An 18,593-nucleotide genomic window follows, 5' to 3' on the forward strand; every position below is an offset into this window, starting at 1 on the left:
GCGCCGGGCGCCGTCCTCGCCCGGGCAACCGGCCGTCAGCGCGGGGGACCCTTCGCTCAGGTGGAAGTCGCCGGCGTCGCCCTCGGGGACGAGGTGGCGGCCCGGGTCGTTCACGAGACGATCGGTCGGCTGCTCGGGCTGCCGGTGGCACCGGAGGGGTGAGCGACCCCCGATCGCAAAGGAGCGCGTCGAGCCGCAGCAGGACGGCCTGGTGCGGCTCTCGCTCAAGCGCGCCTTCGTCGACGGGCCAGGTGCAGCGTGAGGTCGGCGTCGAGCGTCACGCGATCGGGGAGCACGGCCCGCACCGCAGCGAGGGCCAGTTCCCGGACGGACGCGGGGAGCTCGAGGTAGGCCGAGATCGTCGCGAGAAGGCCGACATAGTCCGAGGCGGAGACCGTCGGGCGCCGGGTGACCACGACCTGGCGCACGTCCGTGAAGGCGTCCGACCTGATCAGCTCCGTGCCGGGCCACTGCATCGCCGCGCCCTCCGGTGTGCCGTCGGGCGACGGCACCTCGTCGTCGTCGAGGAACGGCGCGCGGGCGGCGCGGACAGCCTCCGCGAGGCCGGGGTCGGCCAGCCGCAGCGGCGCGCCGAACGAGGCGAACGCCGCGTCCGGCCCCAGGAGAGCGGCCACCCGCTCCCAGCGACCCGACGGCGCGGTCCAGTGCAGCGCGGCGGCCGCGAACACGAGGTCGTAGGTCCGCGTCAGCGGGAGGTCCTCGAAGGCTCCCCGGACGACGGTCACGCTCGCGGGCACCTGACGGCGGAGCTCGGCGAGCATGGCCGCGTCCGGGTCCGTGGCGGTGACCTCGATGCCGCGGGCTGCGAAAGCCCGCGTGGCCTTGCCCGTGCCGGCGCCGATCTCGAGAGCGGAGCGCACGGGCCGGCCCGCGTACTCGAGCACCAGGTCGACGAGCTCGTCGGGGTAGCCCAGCCGGAACCGCTCGTACGCGGACGCGGCGCCGCCGAAGGTGCGAGCGCGCGAGGTCATGGTCGTCAGTCTGGTCCGCCCGGCGCGACGGCTCACGCACTTTTCGACGAACCGGGAGCTCGGCGCCGTTGCGAGTAGTCGGCCCTCCGGCGACGGTGAAAGCCACGTGGCATCACAACGGGACCGGAGGCGACGTGACCCAGGCTGCGAGCAGCACCCAGGACAAGGAAAGGTCGGTGCCCAGCCCCGGCGGCCGCCCGAACCCGATCCGGCGGCGACCACGAGGCGTACACCGCCGCGTCCGAGCGCGTGATGGCGACGCTGCGTGGGCTCGGCATGCCGGTGGAGGCGCTCGGCTGGGACGAGGCGTTCCTCGGCACCGACGCCGAGGAGCCGGAGGGCGTGGCCCACCGCATCCAGCAGGTGGTGCTCGGCGCCACCCGGCTGCACAGCTCGGTCGGCATCGGCGACAACAAGATCCGCGCCAAGATCGCCACAGGGTTCGGGAAGCCCGCCGGCATCTACCGCCTCACCGCCGACACCTGGTTCGAGGTCATGGGCCCACGACCGACGATCGACCTGTGGGGCGTCGGCTCCAAGGTCTCCAAGCGCCTCGCCGGGCTGGGTATCGACACGGTCGAGCAGCTCGCGGCGGCGGACACCGATGCCCTTGTGGCCGAGTTCGGGCCCCGCATGGGCACCTGGTACGGCGACCTCGGCCACGGGCGAGGCTCCGCCGTCGTCGACGACACGCCGTGGGTGGCGCGCGGGCACAGCCGCGAGACGACCTAACCAGCGGAAGCTCGGCACGCCGGAACAGGTCGAAGACGCGCTGCGTGAATCGCCCGCGCGCTGCGGTTGCGTGCCGAAGCGCCCCGGAGGCATCCGGAAAGTCATGCCGGCAAGCCGCAGGCCTGTGCCGGGAGAAACGACGCGGTTTCTGCCCGTCGTGTCTGGGCCGACGCATGTGTGCCACGGCGGCGAACCTGTTCGAGGACGTCCTGTCCGAGGTGGCGCACCGTCCGTGGGTGTTGACGTTTCCGTTTCCGTGGCGGCGCAGGCTCGCCCAGGACGGGGCGTTGTTCGGCGTGCTGACCCGCCTCTTCGTCGAGGGCGTGGAGCGGTTCTACGAGGAGCGCGCCGCGCGCCGAGGCGCGTGCGGCGCGGTCAAGAGCGGCGCGGTGACCGTCGTGCAACGCACGTCCGGCGACATGCGGCTCAATCCGCATCTGCACGTGGTCTTCCTCGACGGGGCTTATCACGAAGACGGCACCGAGCTCGTGTGGAACGAACTCGGTCACCTGCGAACGGGCGAGGTCGGTCAGGTCCTAGAGCACGCCGTCGGGCGGATGCTCCGTTACCTCCGGCGGCACGGGCATCTCGAGATCGAGCACGACGTCGAGGAGGACGACGAGCCCGAGGCCGTGCTCTGTGCCTCCGCCGTCTCGGGACGAGAGCCGCCCGCCGGCCCGCAATGGCTCCGCGGACTCTCGTCGTATTGTCCGAGCGCGCTCGCGTACGACAAGCCGCTGTGCGCTGCGCTCGATGGCTTCACCTTGCACGCAGCGACGCGCGCCGGTGCGCACCATGCCGCGGCGAGGGAGGCGCTGCCGCGTTACGTGCTGCGACCCCCGATCGCAAAGGAGCTCGTCGAGCCGCAGCAGGACGGCCTGGTGCGGCTCTCGCTCAAGCGCGCCTTCGCCGACGGGACTGTCGCGGTGGACATGGATCCGCTCTCGCTCTTGTGCCGCCTCGCGGCCAGCGTCCCGCCGCCGCGCTTTCACACCGTCAAGTACGCTGGCGTGCTCGCCTCGGCGAGTCGCCCACGTTGGCGCGCAAGCGCATCGGACCGCGCCCTGCGAAGCCAGAAGAGCCTACGAAGGCGCACGATGACGCCGCTCCGAAACGCAAGCGTGGCGGCTATCGAGCGGTCGACAAACCGCGCCGAGCTCTTGCGCGGCACATTTGCGATCGATGTCCTCGAGTGCCCAGCTTGCAAGGGGCGGATGAAGCTCGTCGCCCTGGTGATCGAGCCAAGGAACATCGAGTGCTTCCCCTTCCAGGTGCTCGCCGTCCGCGCTCCAGCGCAGGAGTTCTACGACTTCTACGGGGTTTAGCGCTGCGAGCCGAGCCCCCCGCGCGGCGCCAGGCCGGGCTGCTCGGCCGCTCGGCCGTTCGGTCGATCGAGCGGCGTTCGCCGTGCGCTCACTCCACACAGCGCGTCGCGTCGCTCGTGCCGGGCTGGCACTCCATACAGCGCGTCGCGTCGCTCGTGTCGGGCTGGAAGCACCTGACTTGAACGCCGCCCCCTTCTTCACCGCAGTCGTTGTAGTAATACGTCACGTAGCCGAAGCGATCGTCGAAGTAAACGTCGCGGAGCTCGCAGTGATCGCCCGCGTCCTCCGCGTCGTTGAACAGGGCTTCTACGGGATCCGCTTGCTCGGGCTCTGCAATGAACGTCCAGTCGCCGCTGCTCGGAGCGTCGCTCTGGCTGCGAGCGGCGGCGACGACGGTATCGCCGGAGACCGCGGTGAGCGTGCAGCCGAGGGGCTCGAAGCCAGCACCGCAGATCGAGATGACATACTCCTCCGGCCGGTTGGCACGCCACTTCTCGCGGTTGTCGTCGAAACCCCGATCACCACAGCCAGCGAGCAACCAACAGCCCATCGCAACCAGACTCCATGTTTTCATGCCAGCAGAGCTTAGCAACCAACATGCCAACGCGAAAAAACGCGCATGGTTGGCTTGCAAAAGGGGCCCCATGCATGACGCACCGATCATGCAGGAGCGTGCCACGCCCCGAAGAAGGCCCTATCCAGTCTCTCCGGCGAGGCACCCCAGCAGGCGCCGGCGCCGCGCCCCAGAGGTGTTCGGATGTCGCGCAGAGGGCCGGCGAGGCGGGCGGCGGGCGCCGTCTCCAGGTTGCCAGCGAGCGTGGCCTTCGCCTCGTCGCGCTCCCTCAGCTGATGGCTCACGAGGTTGTCGGCGATCGTCGCGCTGGCGTTGCTGCTGCCCAGACGTGGATTGAAGCTTGACGCCTCCGAAACATCTGGGTTTCCTGTTCCCCGTGGACATGGGTACGTGGCAATGACGGTGAAGGGGAATGGCTTCGAGGTCGTCTTCGGCCGTCCGGCGAAGGTCCTGGCCGAGGCGCCGGGGCGCGTGAACCTGATCGGCGAACACACCGATTACAGCGGCGGCTACGTGCTGCCAACGGCGATCCCGCAGAAGACGCGCGTCGAGATCGCGCCGCGGGACGACGGGCTCCGGCGAGCGCCACCTCCTGCGGGCTCCTCCAGGCCCGTTCGCCGGGTCCAGCCGCGGCGCCCGGCCGGACCATCCCGCTGGCTGGGGAGCCTCGACCCCTCGCGATGAGCAGCCAAGCGCCCCCCTCGACGCGCGCGCTGCGGCCCGGGGCGATCACCCCTCGTCCTCGTCCTCGCCTTCGCCCGGCTCGCCGTCTTCCCGCTCCGGCCCTGCGACGCGAGGCGCGGCGACGGGGTGCGCGCCTGATCCTCACCTTCTTCGCCTCCGCGCTGGCCGCGCGGACCCGACGCCGCGCCGCGGGGGGACGGCCGCGTCGCGCCACCCCACGAGCAGCTCACCGGGAGCCCGTACCATCGACCTGCCAAGCGCGTGTCGATCGCCCTCCGGCCCAGTTCGTGGCCCTGAGCGGGGGCGTCGAAGTGCTCGAACCCGACGAGAAGGAGGTCTTGCCGAGCCTTCGCGCCGATTCCTGCGCAAGCGCGCGGGCGCGCTGGTATCAGGGCCGTCATGACGACGATGCGCGCCAAGCGAACGGTCTCGGCCCCTCGTAGAGCCCCCATCGCGGCCGCTCCAACGGTCGCTGCTCCGCGTGCGGCGCCGGAGCGAGCCCATGTGCTCGACGTCCCGTTCGCGATGCGCGCGGTCGCGTCCGCGAGCGGCGCGCGCTGGGACGCGGCGCACGGCGTGTTCGTCGCTCGCGCAGAGACGCTCCCGCCGGCCCTCGCGCCGTTCCGCGCCGCGCCGTACTCGTGGGAGCGACGCATCGAGCGCGAGCTCAACGACGACCCAGTGCCCGCGCCGGCCGCCCCCGCGGGGGCGATCGTCCTCCGCCCGCACCAGCTGGACGGCGTGCGGGCCATCGCCGCCGCGAAGGCCGAAAGGCGCGCCGGGTTCCTCCTCGCCGACGACGTCGGCCTCGGCAAGACGATCACCGCTTGGGCCGCGGTCCTCCGGATGCCGGACGTCGCGACGGTGCTGATCGTTTGCCCGCTCGCCGTCGTCGCGCACTGGCGCCGTACGGTTCAGGCGATGGGCGACGCAGGCAAAGAGATCGTGATCATCAATTATGATCGGCTTGGCAAGCTCTTCGAGGTGACCCCGGAGGCGCGGCGAAGGATCCGATCGAAGAAGGGCCTCGCGCGCGCCGGCAGCGCCGCGGAGTTCGACGTGGTGATCTGGGACGAGAGCCACCGCTGCAAGAACCCGGCGGCGGCGCGCTCCAAGCTCGCGGTGAAGCTCAACGCACGCTCGGGGTTCGTGCTGTGGCTCTCGGCCACCGCGGGGCAGAACCCGCTGGAGCTATCGTATCTCGCGCCGCTGCTGGCGAGCGCGACCGGGAGCCGCTCCGCGGATCTCAAGGACTTCGAGCAGTGGTGCGAAGGCCAGGGGCTCGGGGTCACACGCGGCGCGTTCGGCAGGTGGGACTGGCGCGGCGATCCGGCGGACTGCGAGAAGGTGCGCGCGCTCCTGTTCGACGGCCGTCCCGCAGTGGGGATGCGGCGTCGCCCGGAAGACGTGGCCGGCTGGCCCGAGATCAACCGCATCCTCACCCCCATCGAGCTCGACGCCTCCGCGCGCGAGCTCTACGCGCAGGCGTGGACCGCGTTCCGCCGGGAGATGGAGCTCGTGCCGAAGGGCGCGAACCCGAGGTCGGCGCTCGCCGCGACGCTGCGCCTGCGGCAGAAGAGCTCGCTCATCCGCGTGGCGGGCACCGTGGAGCTCGTGCATGAGCTGCTCGACAACGGGCATCAGGTCGCGGTCTCCGTCGCCTTCATGGAGACGCTCGAGGCCGTGCAGGCCGCGCTGGCCCGCGAGCGCGTCCCGTGCGCGCTGATCCACGGCGCGATGCCGGCCGGCGAGAAGGAGGCCGAGCGCCTCCGCTTCCAGCGCGGCGAGCCGCGCGTCGTGCTCTTCACCGTGGAAGAAGGGATCTCGCTCCACCAGGGCGAGCACAACGAGGTCCCGCGCTCGGAGGTAATCCACGATCTGCGGTGGTCGGCGATCCAGATGGCGCAGATCGAGGGCCGCTGTCACCGCGATGGACGTTTTGCGCAGGTCTACTGGGCCTATGCCGACGGTACCGTTGAAGAGAAGATCGCCGCGATCGTGTGCCGCAGGATCCAGTCGATGAAGGCGATGGTCGGCGATGACGTCGAGACGATGCACGAGATCGAGCGGCTGCTCGCCGGAGCTGATTGAGGCGCGTCACGCACTGAAGCCGTGGTCGAGGTCGACGCGGAGCGCGTCTACTGGTCCGACGACTCCGATGGTCAGCGCCTCGACCCAGAACCAAGCCCTCGCAGCCATCACGATTCCCTCGCGCACCTCGACGACGGCCTCTCGGGTGATGGTGGCGAGCGCGCAGGAGCTCGTGCGCGGAATCCTGCCCCCGGACGATCACTGACCGGGGCGACGTGGCCCGGCGGCCTCTCGGCCCGACGCCAGGTCACACCGCCGAGAGATTGGCACTCCATGCACAGCCGTCCGATGGTCCGCTCACGGCGTAGCTCAGGCGGCCGGCCTTCACGACGCCCCTGCGCGCCGTCGAGCTTGAGGTAATCGATGTAGCGAGGAATGCTGGGGTGGGTGAGGTTCGAGAGGCCCCTCGCCTCGCGCTCGAACAGATCGAGGGCCTTCCACTCCGCGCGCTTCCAGATCACGAGCTGTTTGACGGCGACGCGCCCCCCGGTCGAGAGGTCCTCCGCCTCGTAGGTGATCGCGTTGCCGCCGCGGCCAAGCACGCGAACGACGCGGCCAGCAGCGCCGGCATCGCGCAGCGGGATCGGCGGTCCGACCGCGCGCTGGTCACGAGGCGTCTGGCAGGCGCGCAGGGCGCTCGCCGAGCCGTGGAGCAATCCGCGCCAGGCGCCGGAGCCGGGCGGGCAAGCGCCCCAGAACACCGGGGCCTTTCTGCCTGGGACGCCGGGTACCCCCGGAGCGCCCAGCGTGTGGCGGCGCCCGCTGAGCCGTTGTAAACGCGGGGCGTGACCCAGGTGCGCTCGATCTTCGCCCCAGGACTCTTCGGACAGCAGGTGGCGATCGTCACCGGCGGGGGCAGCGGCATCGGCCTCGCGTGCACGCGTGAGCTCGCTTACCTCGGCGCGAAGGTCGCCCTCTGCGGCCGCCGGGCCGACAAGCTCGAGGCCGCGGCGAGGACGCTCGCGGGCGACGGCGTCCCCGGCGACGACGTGCTCGCCGCGCCGTGTGATATCCGCGAACCGGAGCAGATCGCCGCCTTCGTGGGCCAGGTCCTCGGGAAATTCGGCCGCGTCGACGTCCTCGTGAACAACGCCGGCGGCCAGTTCCCGAGCCCGGCCAGCGACATGACGCCGAAGGGCTGGGAGGCGGTCGTCCGCAACAACCTGAACGGCACCTTCTTCATGACGCGCGAGGTCGCGAGGCGCGCGATGCTCCCGGCGCGCCGCGGCCGGATCGTGAACGTCACCGCGTCGGTGAGCCGCGGCTTCCCGGGCATGGCGCACACGGGCGCCGCGCGCGCCGGCGTGGAGAACCTGACCCGCACGCTCGCCGTCGAGTGGGCGGCGCTCGGCATTCGCGTCAACGCGGTCGCGCCCGGCAGCAACATCCGGTCGAGCGGCACGTCGCAGTACGGCGACGAGCTGCTCGAGCTCGCGCGGCGCGCCACGCCGCTCAAGCGCCTCGCCGCGCCCGAGGAGGTCTCGCGGCTCATCGTCTTCCTCGCCAGCGACCAGAACGACTTCATCACGGGCGCGGTCTACGGCGTCGACGGCGGCCAGCCGCTCTGGGGCGACATCTGGTCCATCCCCGAGCCGGACGGCGCGCCGGGCGCTCCACCGGACGTGAAGGGCTGAGAGGGGCGCGGCGTGACCTATCCGCCCCCGTCCCCTGCCGCCGCGCGCGACCCCATGTCCAGCGCGCTCGACGACGACACGACGACGCCGTACGGGCCGCCGTCCTCCGGGCCGCCGCCGTCCTCCGGGCTGCCGCCTTCGGCAGGGCCGCCCGCCGCGCCGTCCTTCCTCGGGAACGCCGCGCGGCGCGTGCGCGACTACTTCCTCGCGCTCGACCCGACCTTCCTGTCCGCGATCGCGCCGCTCGCGCTGGTCGCGGTCATCCTCTTCACGCGCGCACCGTCGACGAACTACATCTTCGACGAGCAGGAGGCGCTCCTCGCCAACCCGTACGTGAACGCGAAGGGCGGGATCGGCTTCCTCGACGCGATCCACCGCGATTTCTGGGGGCTGCCGCCCGACCGGAGCGTCGGCTCCTACCGCCCGCTGCCGAACTTCCTCTGGCGCACGATCTGGGCGGTCACGAAGCAGCCGTTCTTCCACCACTTCTACAACGTCCTCTTCCACGCGGTGAACGGCGCGCTGCTCACGTGCGTCACGTTCTGGCTCACGCGGCGGCGCGGGCTCGCGTACCTCACCGGGCTGCTCTTCGTCGGCTGCGCGGTGCTCACCGAGGCGGTGAGCGGCATCGTGGGCATCGCCGACGTGCTCGGGGGCATGGGGGCGATCGCCGCCCTCGCCGCCCTCGCGCTGCCCGCGTGGGCGATGCCGTTCGGCGTGTTCGCGGCCGTGCTCCTCGGCCTCTTCTCCAAGGAGAGCGCGCTCGTCTGCGTGCCGCTCGTCCCGTTCGCCGCGCTGATCGCCGCGCCGCTCACCCACCCCACGCGGCCGGCGCGGCTCGTCCGGGCGCTGCTCGCGCTGCTCGCCGCGGGCGCGGCGTTCGTGCTCTACGTCGAGCTCCGGCGGCGCTGGTTCCCCGCGCCCATGCCGGCCGAGCTCGCCGCGCCGCTCCCCGAGGGCGCGCCGCTCGCGAAGCGCGCGCTCCACGAGGCGCTCGTCTGGTTCCACCAGGCGCCCCTGCCGCGCGATCCGCTCAACAACCCGCTCGGCGCCGCGGACATGCCGCACCGGGTCGCCGGCGCGCTGCGCGTCTACTGGCGGGGCCTCACCCAGCTCGTGTTCCCGTGGACGCTGAGCGGCGATTACTCGTACCCGCAGGAGCCGGTGCCGGACAGGCTTGTCTTCTTCGGCAGCGTCGCCGGCGCCGCGATGATGGTGCTGCCCCCGCTCGGCTCGCTCGCGCTCTGGATCGCGGCCCTCCGCCGCGAGCACCTGGAGCGGCGCGAGCGGCGCTCGGTGCGCGCCGCCTTCCTGGTGGACGGCGGCCAGGCGACGTCGCGGAGGTGGCCGCTGCTCCTCGCGGGGGCGCTCCTCGCTATCGCGGCGGCGGCGCTCGCGGCGTACGACTGGCACGTGCTCCGCCCGGCGGGGCGCGTGCCGCTGCTCCGGGCGCTGCCGCTCGTGCTCTGGCCGCTGCCGTTCCTGCCCGCGTTCCTCCTCGGGCTCGGGCTGCTGGTCGAGGGCGCGCGCCCCCTGCCCTGCCCGGCGACGGCGGACCGGAGCGCCTGGGTGCCGCTGCGCCGCGGCTACGCGGGGATGTGCGTCGCGGCGATCGGGCTGACCTGGGTCGTGGTCAGCTACTTCCCGCACTCGAACATCCCGGTCGTCCTGCCGACGGTGCGCGCCGAGCGCTTCTGGTACTTCCCGGCCATCGGCTCGTCGCTCGTCCTCGCCGTCGCCTTCTCGTGGCTCCACGAGGCGCTCGCGGGCTCGCCCCTCACGCCGCGCGCGCGCTGGTCGTGGAGGGCGTGGGTGACGCCGGCGCTGTTCGTCCTCTTCTTCGGCTTCCAGTGCGCGCAGGCCTACCGGCACGCGATGGACTACCGCAACGACCTCGATTTCTGGGCGGCGACGAAGGAGGCGGTCCCGAACAGCGCCAAGGCGCACCTCAACTACTCGGTGATGAAGGGCGCCCGCGGCGACCTCGAGGCCCGCCTCGCCGAGAGCAAGATCGCGATGGAGCTCGCCCCGACGTGGCCGATGGCGCACGTGTACACGGGCGACACGCTCTGCCGGATGCACCGCCCCGACGAGGCCTTCCCGCACTACCAGCGCGGCATGGAGCTCGGCCCGAACGAGCTGAGCCTGATCGCGCTCGCGCTGCAGTGCCTGCACGACGAGCAGCGGCTCGCGGCGCACGACGCGGAGCTCCGGCGGCTCGCGGAGGAGCACCCCGGGACGTGGCTCGCGTACCTCGCGATCGACACGCTCGACAACGGCGCGACGCACGGCGGCGTGGACCCGAAGTACCGGCCGCGCGGCTACAACGAGGGGCCGAAGGAGTGACCGCGGCCTGGCACGTCTACATCCTGCGCTGCGGCGACGGGTCGTTCTACACGGGGATCGCGCGCGACGTGGAGGCGCGCGTCGCGCAGCACGCGGCGGGGCGCGGGGCGCGGTACACGCGCGGCCGGGGGCCGCTCGCGCTGGTCCACGTCGAGGCGGCGGCCGACAGGGGGGAGGCGCTGCGGCGGGAGGCGGCGATCCGGCGGCTGGGGCGCGCGGGGAAGGCGGCGCTCGCGGCGGGGGGCCGGGAGGCAACGTGAACGTTTACGTGGTCGTGGTCGTTCACGGCCTACCGTGGACGACCACGACCACGCTCACGACCACGTAAACGTTCGGATGTAGGAGAACGCGGCGCGAAGCTTGGTGGTTGCCGTGGATCTCACGCCCGGGATGTGGACTACACTCGTCGGGGTGAAGCCCTGCCCCTTCTGCGCGGAGCAGATCCAGGACGCCGCGATCAAGTGCCGATTCTGCGGCAGCATGCTCGACGAGCGAGCGGCGGTGGCCGCGGCCACCGCCGCGCCGCTCGCCCTCGCCGCCCACGCTGGCGGCGCGCTCGCCCCCGCCGCCCCCGCCGGCGGCGCGCTCGCCCCCGCGCCGGGCGCGGCGCGCGTCCTGTTCGAGGGGACGCCGAGCTGGAAGGCGTGGTTCTGGTCCTACGTGGCGGCGAGCGTGCTCTCGCTCGTGCTGGTGGGCCTCGTGTGGCTCGGCATCCTGCACTGGAAGCGCAAGAGCCTCCGCTACAAGATCACCGATCGCACGATCGACTACGAGGCCGGCCTGCTCACGCGCCGGATCGAGACCCTGCAGCTCTGGCGGGTCCTCGACATCGACCTCCGCCAGACGTTCATGCAGCGGCTGCTCGACGTCGCGGAGATCCGCGTGTTCACGAAGGACGCGAGCGATCCCGAGCTCGTCATCCGGGGGCTGCCGGCGTCGCGCGAGCTGTTCGAGGCCCTCAAGAACGCGGCGGAGCTCGCGCGCCAGCAGCGCGTGCTCGGCGTCGTGCAGTGAGCGCGGCCCACGAAGGCCGGATCTCGGAGCCTGACCATGCCCCCTAGGCGATCCCCGCTCGACGAGCTCCCGGACGTGCGCGACGGCCTGACCCGCGCCGAACGCATCATCCTGTGGAAGCTCTCCGAGCTCGAGAAGGAGTTCAACGGCCGCAACGTGCCCACGGCCACGCTCTACGGCCGCGTCGTCGAGCACATCGACCTCTCGGTCCCCGAGTTCCAGCGCCTGATGCAGCGCCTCGTCGGCGTGCGCTGAGCGCTATGTGGCCCCTCCTCGCGCGGGCGCGGCGCGTCCCGTCAGGCGGCCGCCTGCTCGATGGCGGCCCGCAGCGCGGACACGGAAGCGCTGCGCAGGTACACGACCTGAGCGCCGTCCGCCGCGAGGCTCTGCATCTGGTCGCGCAGCGCGTGCGAGACCATCGTCACCATGATCACGATGAGCGCGATCCTCCCCACGCCGCGGCGCGCGCCCGGCGGCACGCGGTTCTCGTAATGGCGCAGCGACCAGCCGTGCTTCTCGACCACATCGCGGTAGCGGCTCGACATGCCGCCGCTGCCCCCGATGACGAGCACCGTCTGCTCCTCGCGTTTCCTGTCGACCGCCTGGGAACGCCGCTCCGCCTTCATGCCGTGACTCAGAGCAAGGCGTAAGCCACGCTTCTCGAGCGGTCATCTCGGCGCAAAACTCGTCATCTTGATCTATTCCCGGGGATTTCCGGGCAAAATGTCGGTGAGGCGCCGGGACCTTTGTCATCGTGACATGGCGACCGCACGGGCCCGGCGGCGCTGGCCACGAGGGCGCGCGCGGGCGCGCCGGCGCTGTGGTACGAGAGCGGCCCGCCCTTTCCTGCCGCGCCCGCGCCATGCCGTCTCCCCTCGCACCACCCAGCGACGCGCCCCCGCCCGGCACCGTCGAGCGCTGGGCCTGGGATTACGTCCTCTCGGTCGACCTCGAGCACAAGCTCTCTCCGCCGCCCGTGCCCTCCCTCTGGGAGTCGGATGCCACGCTGTCGGCGTCGGGCGCTGCGCCGGTCCCGCCGCGGCGCCTCGAGCGACCTGGACGGCCCGCCGCGCTGCGCATCTCGGAGCGCGCGCAGAAGAGCCCGGGGCCCGAGGCGCTGCGCAACCCGGCGCGTCGCGCGCAGCTCTTCCACGCGTTCCTGCACCACGAGCTCCAGGCGGCGGAGCTCATGGCCTGGGCGCTGCTCGCCTTCCCCGGGACGCCGCGCGCCTTCCGCGGCGGCCTCGTCCGGATCGCCCTCGACGAGGCGCGCCACATGCGGCTCTACGCCGCGTACCTCGCCGCGATCGGCCACCGCTTCGGCGACTTCCCTGTGCGCGACTGGTTCTGGACGCGGGTGCCCGCCGCCGCGTCGCCCGCGCAGTTCGTGGCCGTGATGGGCATGGGCCTCGAGGGGGGCAACCTCGACCACACGGCGCGCTTCGCCGAGCGCTTCCGCGCCATCGGCGACGTCGAGGGCGCCGCGCTCACGGAGCGGGTCGGCGCGGAGGAGATCCCGCACGTGCGCTTCGGGGTCCGCTGGTTCCGCCGCTTCACGCAGGCGAGCGGGAGCGCTGGCCAGGCGGCGCCTTCCACGTCGGCCGCAGGCCATCCGGCCGCCGCGGGTGAGGCCGCGCCGCGCGGGCCGGAGGACGTCGCGCCGCGCGGGTCGAGCGATTTCGACGTGTGGGTGCGCCACATCCCGCCGCCCCTCTCGCCGCTGCTCATGCGGGGCGAGCCGATGAACCGCCGCGACCGCAGCCGCTCCGGCCTCTCCGAGCCGTTCCTCGACGCGCTGGCCTCATGGACCGAGCGAGCGCCTGGGTCCTGAACTTCGACGCCGACGAGGAGCTGGCGCGCCCCGCGGGGTACACCCCGCGCGCCGCGGTCGCCGGCCGGGCGCCCGAGCTGGCCGGCCGGGTCTCGGCCCTGCTGCGCCCCGGCGACGTCGTGCTCAGCCCCGAGCTCCCCTCGCCCCTCGTGCCGCCGGCGCCGCCTGGAGCGCCGCTCGTCGGCCGCGCGTGGTGCCCCACGCCCCGCGCCCTCCGCCTCCTCGGCCGCGCCGGCGTCGCCCTCGCGGAGGCGCCGTCGCTCGAGGTGCTCCGGCGCGTCAACCACCGGAGGTTCTGCGCGGACCTCGGCCAGACGCTGCCCGGGGCGCGCTACGTCGCCTCCCTGGCCGAGCTCGAGGCCGCGATCGCGGGGCCCACGCCGACGGGCCACTGGCTGCTCAAGCGGCCGTTCGGGTTCGCCGGGCGCGGCCGGCGCCGGGTCGCCCGCGGCGCGCTGCCGCCCGACGCGCGGCCCTGGGCCGTCGCGTCGCTCGATCCCGCGTCGCCGGACAGCGGCCTGCAGGTCGAGCCCTGGGTCGAGCGCCGCGGCGACTTCTCGCTGCACGGGCACGTCGCCCGCGGCGGCGCGGTACGCCTCGGAGACCCGTGCGTCCAGCGCTGCGACGCGAACGGGGCGTACCTCGGGGCCGCCCTTGCCGGCGGGGGCGACCTCGGCGACGGCGAGCGCCGGGGGCTCGTCGAGGCCGCGCTCGAGGCGGGGCAGGCGCTCGCCGGCGCGGGCTATTTCGGGCCGTTCGGGATCGACGCCTTCCGCTGGGAGGACGAGCGCGGCGCGCTGCGCTGGAACCCGCGGTGCGAGATCAACGCGCGTTACACGATGGCGTGGGCCATCGGCATGGGCAGCGCGCGGCCTGATCTGGAGTGACCGAGGCCCTCCCCTCCGGCGGTGAGCGCCGGGATCCGCGCCCGGAGAGCGACGCGCACTGCGTCGCGAAAGGACGCATTTGCGGCGGCGACCCGGCGCGGTCCGCCTGGCCGCCCGGTGGTGACCTGCCAGGACCTCCGCGCGTCGTTCCTCACCCCGGGTGACCGAGCCGCCTGGAGCCCGAGGGCGTCCAGCTCGAGATCACCACGCTACTCCGCCGCCGGCGGTTCACACGGTCCGCTCGAGAGGTGCTGGAGCAACCCGTGGGTCCCTTCGTCGGTGATGTGCCGGTTGAGACATTGGCCGGCAGGCACGCTGACGGACTCGTCCGGCGCGATTCGGCTCGTGCCCTCGAACGTGCCGCTCTGGACCTCGAGCAGCGAGCCCAGCTGTTCACGCAACAGATTCAGAGCATCCGAGGGACCTTGACGCAGCAAGGCGGAGGGAGCGGTGGAGCCCGACAGCGTCAGCCGTACGTCGTCGTCCAAGGAAAAAGCCCATGGATCCTCGATCCATGCCGCTACCGGCGCCAGCGCGTAATGAATGCGCAGATCGAATCCTCCCGGCACGGAGACCGCCACGCTGCCGTCCGACTGACCCGTCGCGGTGAAGTTCACTCGGTGTTCTGCGGCCGGGTTGACTTCCCAGGACAGGATCGTGCGCGCGCCGTGCGCGAACCTGGTCGCGTCGCCAATCCCCACGTCGGCGCCTCGGAGCTCGTCGCCTTGGCCGTCGAACGAGAAGCGGCCATGCACCCCGGGGACGCTCAACTCCACGATCTCGGCGGGGCTTGCCTGGGGCGCGGCCTCGCGATTGAACAGATGGATGAACGACGAGAAGGGCATCATCCACTGAATGCGGCCGAGCGCCAGCGTGAATTCAATCTTCCGGATCGTTCCGTCGGCGGTGATGTCAATGGCGTCTCCGGTGGTGGCAGGGATTCTCACGCCCCCGCGGGCGGAGGCGCCGCCGTCCTGCTCGACCGTGCTGTCGACGGCGATATCTTCGGTGACGCGAAGCGTGGCGTGGATCTTGTTTTCGGACAGCAGCTCTTCCACCATCTCCAGATGACCGGTCGCGCCTTGATCGAACAGCGGTTCGGGTTCGGCATCTTCCCCGCGTCGAATCGTCGTGTTCGCAGCCAATTCGCCAACGTCCGCCCGGACCACGACCTTCGAACCGATGAGATCCAGGTTCACGTATTCTTTTCGCTCAGTCCCGGCGAGCAGGGCCAGGTGGACGTTGTCCTCGGCCCCGCAGGCCACCCGCGAGACGACCACGCGCAGGGGCGTCTTCGTGTACTGCTCCCGGCATCTCTCCTCGTCGCCGGGGCTGCTCGAATCCGTGACGCCGCCGCCCGTCCCCGCATCCCCGGCGGAGTCCTGACAGACCACATCGGGGCGTAGAAGGAACACGACTTCGCCTCGCTCCTCCGACTCCACGTTGCCACTCACGAACACCCGATCACGCAGCATTGGCAGCACGTCCTCGTCGAGCCACTTCAACCCGTCGGCCGAAGGGGTCAGCGCCTTCTCATCGCCAAGGCTGAGGACCCGCGCCAGCACGACGGACGCGTCGACAGGACCCAGCGCCCGAAACGTGGTTCGGAACGCCTTCTCTAGCTTGCCGATGGTGACAGAAGCCGCGGTGGCTGCGTCGAGCGTGCCACAAGCCTCGGGGATCTCGGTTCCACCGAGGGGCGCCGCGGGCTGCTCGCCGTCGGAGCAGGCCGCCGCGCCGAGAATCGCAGCCAGGGAGGGTAAGAAGACGCGAGCTGCGAGGGGGATCCTTCGGGACATTTGCATAAGATACTCCTGCAACGTGGGAATAGCTCCGCCACGAGGGCGCTGAGCGGCGGGTGGCCGGGTCCGGCTCAGGCATCCAAAGGCCGGCCTGCGGTCGCGTGCTCCCATGCAACTTCACGGCCAGTACAGCGGGCCATGCGGGAGGTGACCAAGGATCGATGATTCCTTGGCGTCAAGGAGCTACAAGAGCTGCGAGGGCAGCTTGATCGTGTGACTCCCCGTGAACTTCGGTGCGCGCTCCCGGCACGGATGGGTGTCAACGATCGTTATCACGGAGCTTATGTTCAGGTGGTCGCTGCCAAAGGAGGACGTCCGCCGTAGCCGCTCGGCTCCCGGAGCGGTGGCATGCTCACCACCATGCCTCGGATGGCGAGCAGCGTCGGGGCGCGGCGTGTGGCCATCCGGAGCTCGTCCCCCCTTTCGTCACGCTGTAGCGGGAAGCCCGAATTTGCCCCGGATCGCAGAAAAACCGCCAAGCCGCCAAGGGGAGAGGGGGAAGGGCGCCGTCCGGGCATCCCCCCCTAGCACCAAACGCTCCCACAGCCCTTCGAACTGCTAGAACACCAACGATGAGGCAGCCCCGAGGTCAAGGGCTTTAGCGCTCTCTTTCCGCGGCTGGCCGGCTTCGGCTCGGCAGCGGTAGCGCTCGATGTCGTCAGTGCAGGTCGTTTCGGCATGGGCGTCTCCCTTCGCCCTGGCGGGCGTCGTTACGGTTGGGCTGGAGCGCCGCGTCGCGTGCGCAGGAGCGAGCTGTGGCTCAATCGACGATCCGCATTCACAGGCCGGCGGTCGCCCTGGTGACCTGGATGCAGGCTGGGGTCCGAAACGGGATCGTGGAGGCGCAATCTATCAAACGGCGTGTTCCACCCAGAGGCGGATCACCCTCGGTGTTCCCGCGCTCATCCACGTAGCCCTCGTTCACGCTCCTGGCGTGGCGCGCTCGTGGCGCATGTCCCCCGTGTGGGGGAAGTCAGTGCATCGAGGCCCTCCTTGAGGTCGAGCTCGGCCTCGATGGAGCCGCTGCCGTGGCGGCGTTGAGTCCCTTGTCGACGGACCGTTGCCGGCGGCGCGCCTTGACCGTGGCTCGCTGCAAGGCGTGCGCCTGCTGCTCGACCGACTGCGCCTGCAGGCGCAGGCCCTTGGCCGAGGCAGCCGCTGCGCTCTGCGCGTCGTAGAGCGTGCCGTCGCGCCACATGGCCCACAGCACCCCCGACAGCCGCCGCGCCAGCGCCACGACGGCGATGTGGCGACCCCGGCGTTCGGCAATGGCGTCTGCCCATCGACGCAGTGGGTCGTCGCCGCTCTTGTTCTTGTGCCGCAGGATCGTGTGCGCGGCCTGTGTCAGCAGCACGCGCACGTACGCGTTGCCTTGCTTGGTGATCGAACCCAGCCGCCGCTTGTCGCGCCCGCCGGAGGTGTCCTCCAAGGGAACCAGACCCAGGTAGGAGGCGAGCTGGTGGGCGTGGCGAAAGCGCTTGGCTTCGTCCACGACCGAGACGAACGCGGCAGCGACGACCAGCCCCACGCCGGGCGCCGTGGTCAACCGCGCGATCACCGGCTCGTGGGCGCACAGCTGCTCGAGCGCGGCATCGACCAGCGCGATCTGGGGGTTGAGCACCTCCAGCGTGATCACCAAGGGCCCGACCAGCTGACGGCTCTCGGCTGGCAAAGAGGCCTCGCGCAGCCGCGCGAGAAAATCCTCGGTCATACATGTCGCGAGCTTGTGTCCGCAGGCGCGCAGAATGCCGCGCACGGTGGTGACGTACTGGGCTCGCGTCTCGACCAGCGCGCGCCGGACGGCCAGCTGGTGGCGAATGGCCCGCCGGTGAGGCGAAAGCACGTGAGCGAGCGGAATGCCCCCGCGCTCGACGGCGCGCGCCAGCGCCTCGGCGTCGAGGCGGTCATTCTTGCGGCCGTGCTGGCCAACGCCGACCTGACGTGCTCGCGTGGTGTCGACGACCAGGACGTCGTGGCCCCAGTCGCGGAGCTTGTCGTGAGCCACCCAGGCCTCCCGGCACGCCTCGATCGCCACCCGGGCCGGCGAGGACGACGGACCGAGGACATCTTGAAGCGAATCAAGCGAGCGGACCGTGCGTCGCAGCGCCACCTGCCCGCCCACTACCTCGCAGAACGAAATCTCGTTGACCCCCAGATCCAGCGCTACACTTCGCATGGCTGACCTCTCCTGGGCCCCCGTCGACTGCGTCTTCGAACGCGTGGGGGTGCCCGCAGGCAACCCTGCAGGCGAGAGGTCGGCCATCTTGCTTGCTGCTCCGAGTGGCTCCTTCTTGCGCGCTGCTCTCCGGAGCTTGGAGCCCCCGCCGGAGGCCTCCGTCCGCCCATCGCCCGCAGCTTTGTCCGGCTGGAGCGCGCAGGGGGAGTTAAGGGCGGCGGAGCCGGCGAGCTCCGCTCGCGAACCCTTGACCCCCCCGAGCACTCCAGCACGCTCTGCTGCTGCCGATGGGCCGACCTCCACGGTGATGCGGGCTGTCTTCGCAGGCCCCGCCGCGCGAACGCGTCGAGCAGACGCACGGGTCGGTGCGGTCGGCATCGTGGATCCAGGCGCCGCTTGGGCTGCCTCATCCCATCTATCATGTTGAAACCCGGAGGATTTCACAGGGAGGCGAGGAGGCGGGGAGGAAGAAAAAAAGAATCTCTCCTTCTCGCCGTCTCTCGCT

General features: G+C 71.6%; 15 protein-coding genes and 1 pseudogene. 11 read left to right on the forward strand and 5 right to left on the reverse strand.

Translation table 11 applies throughout. The annotated features are described in order from the left end of the window. Nucleotides 1-224: 224 nt before the first annotated feature. Complete coding sequence (locus ACSRUE_RS43450) at nucleotides 225-992, reverse strand: class I SAM-dependent methyltransferase (protein ID WP_441288706.1); 768 nt, start codon at nucleotides 990-992, stop codon at nucleotides 225-227. Nucleotides 993-1,244: 252 nt separating this feature from the next. On the opposite strand from ACSRUE_RS43450, the gene ACSRUE_RS43455 reads away from it, so the two are divergent. Both ACSRUE_RS43455 and ACSRUE_RS43460 read left to right on the forward strand, forming a co-directional pair. Continuing rightward, on the forward strand, nucleotides 1,245-1,724 hold the full coding sequence (locus tag ACSRUE_RS43455) for a Y-family DNA polymerase (RefSeq protein ID WP_441288707.1): 480 nt from the start codon (nucleotides 1,245-1,247) through the stop codon (nucleotides 1,722-1,724). 173 nt (nucleotides 1,725-1,897) lie between these two features. Further along, nucleotides 1,898-3,049, forward strand: coding sequence for a transposase (locus tag ACSRUE_RS43460; RefSeq protein ID WP_441288708.1), 1,152 nt, complete (start codon nucleotides 1,898-1,900; stop codon nucleotides 3,047-3,049). 88 nt (nucleotides 3,050-3,137) lie between these two features. Here ACSRUE_RS43460 and ACSRUE_RS43465 read toward each other — a convergent pair whose 3' ends face one another. Continuing rightward, nucleotides 3,138-3,599, reverse strand: a complete 462-nt coding sequence (locus ACSRUE_RS43465) for a hypothetical protein (RefSeq protein ID WP_441288709.1) — start codon at nucleotides 3,597-3,599, stop codon at nucleotides 3,138-3,140. Nucleotides 3,600-4,019: 420 nt separating this feature from the next. On the opposite strand from ACSRUE_RS43465, the pseudogene ACSRUE_RS43470 reads away from it, so the two are divergent. From ACSRUE_RS43470 to ACSRUE_RS43500, 7 genes and pseudogenes are all read left to right on the forward strand, one after another. Further along, a pseudogene (locus tag ACSRUE_RS43470) lies at nucleotides 4,020-4,199 on the forward strand (galactokinase family protein); the annotation flags it as partial. 612 nt (nucleotides 4,200-4,811) lie between these two features. Then, entirely contained in the window at nucleotides 4,812-6,398 is a 1,587-nt protein-coding gene (locus tag ACSRUE_RS43475) for an SNF2-related protein (protein WP_441288710.1), read from the forward strand. Nucleotides 6,399-7,183: 785 nt separating this feature from the next. Continuing rightward, entirely contained in the window at nucleotides 7,184-8,032 is an 849-nt protein-coding gene (locus ACSRUE_RS43480; RefSeq protein ID WP_441288711.1) for an SDR family oxidoreductase, read from the forward strand. Between the two features lie 12 nt (nucleotides 8,033-8,044). After that, nucleotides 8,045-10,378, forward strand: coding sequence for a tetratricopeptide repeat protein (locus tag ACSRUE_RS43485; protein WP_441288712.1), 2,334 nt, complete (start codon nucleotides 8,045-8,047; stop codon nucleotides 10,376-10,378). After that, entirely contained in the window at nucleotides 10,375-10,638 is a 264-nt protein-coding gene (locus ACSRUE_RS43490) for a GIY-YIG nuclease family protein (protein WP_441288713.1), read from the forward strand. The genes ACSRUE_RS43485 and ACSRUE_RS43490 overlap by 4 nt, the downstream gene beginning before the upstream one ends. A 112-nt stretch (nucleotides 10,639-10,750) precedes the next feature. Continuing rightward, complete coding sequence (locus ACSRUE_RS43495) at nucleotides 10,751-11,392, forward strand: PH domain-containing protein (protein WP_441288714.1); 642 nt, start codon at nucleotides 10,751-10,753, stop codon at nucleotides 11,390-11,392. Nucleotides 11,393-11,428: 36 nt separating this feature from the next. After that, nucleotides 11,429-11,647: a hypothetical protein gene (locus tag ACSRUE_RS43500; RefSeq protein WP_012233609.1), complete on the forward strand. Its 219-nt coding sequence runs from the start codon at nucleotides 11,429-11,431 to the stop codon at nucleotides 11,645-11,647. A gap of 41 nt (nucleotides 11,648-11,688) precedes the next feature. On the opposite strand, the gene ACSRUE_RS43505 is transcribed toward ACSRUE_RS43500, so the two are convergent. Beyond that, nucleotides 11,689-12,018: a DUF2325 domain-containing protein gene (locus tag ACSRUE_RS43505; protein WP_437597113.1), complete on the reverse strand. Its 330-nt coding sequence runs from the start codon at nucleotides 12,016-12,018 to the stop codon at nucleotides 11,689-11,691. A gap of 236 nt (nucleotides 12,019-12,254) precedes the next feature. On the opposite strand from ACSRUE_RS43505, the gene ACSRUE_RS43510 reads away from it, so the two are divergent. Together ACSRUE_RS43510 and ACSRUE_RS43515 are read left to right on the forward strand one after the other, a co-directional pair. Next, entirely contained in the window at nucleotides 12,255-13,223 is a 969-nt protein-coding gene (locus ACSRUE_RS43510; RefSeq protein ID WP_441288715.1) for a ferritin-like domain-containing protein, read from the forward strand. Beyond that, complete coding sequence (locus ACSRUE_RS43515) at nucleotides 13,196-14,110, forward strand: hypothetical protein (RefSeq protein ID WP_441288716.1); 915 nt, start codon at nucleotides 13,196-13,198, stop codon at nucleotides 14,108-14,110. Before ACSRUE_RS43510 ends, ACSRUE_RS43515 begins: the two co-directional genes overlap by 28 nt. A 209-nt stretch (nucleotides 14,111-14,319) precedes the next feature. On the opposite strand, the gene ACSRUE_RS43520 is transcribed toward ACSRUE_RS43515, so the two are convergent. Both ACSRUE_RS43520 and ACSRUE_RS43525 read right to left on the reverse strand, forming a co-directional pair. Further along, nucleotides 14,320-15,909, reverse strand: a complete 1,590-nt coding sequence (locus tag ACSRUE_RS43520; protein WP_441288717.1) for a hypothetical protein — start codon at nucleotides 15,907-15,909, stop codon at nucleotides 14,320-14,322. 976 nt (nucleotides 15,910-16,885) lie between these two features. Next, on the reverse strand, nucleotides 16,886-18,088 hold the full coding sequence (locus ACSRUE_RS43525; RefSeq protein WP_437761397.1) for an IS110 family transposase: 1,203 nt from the start codon (nucleotides 18,086-18,088) through the stop codon (nucleotides 16,886-16,888). Nucleotides 18,089-18,593 lie beyond the last annotated feature (505 nt).

The organism is Sorangium sp. KYC3313, assembly GCF_052075895.1.
GTDB classification, from domain to species: domain Bacteria; phylum Myxococcota_A; class Polyangia; order Polyangiales; family Polyangiaceae; genus Sorangium; species Sorangium cellulosum_B.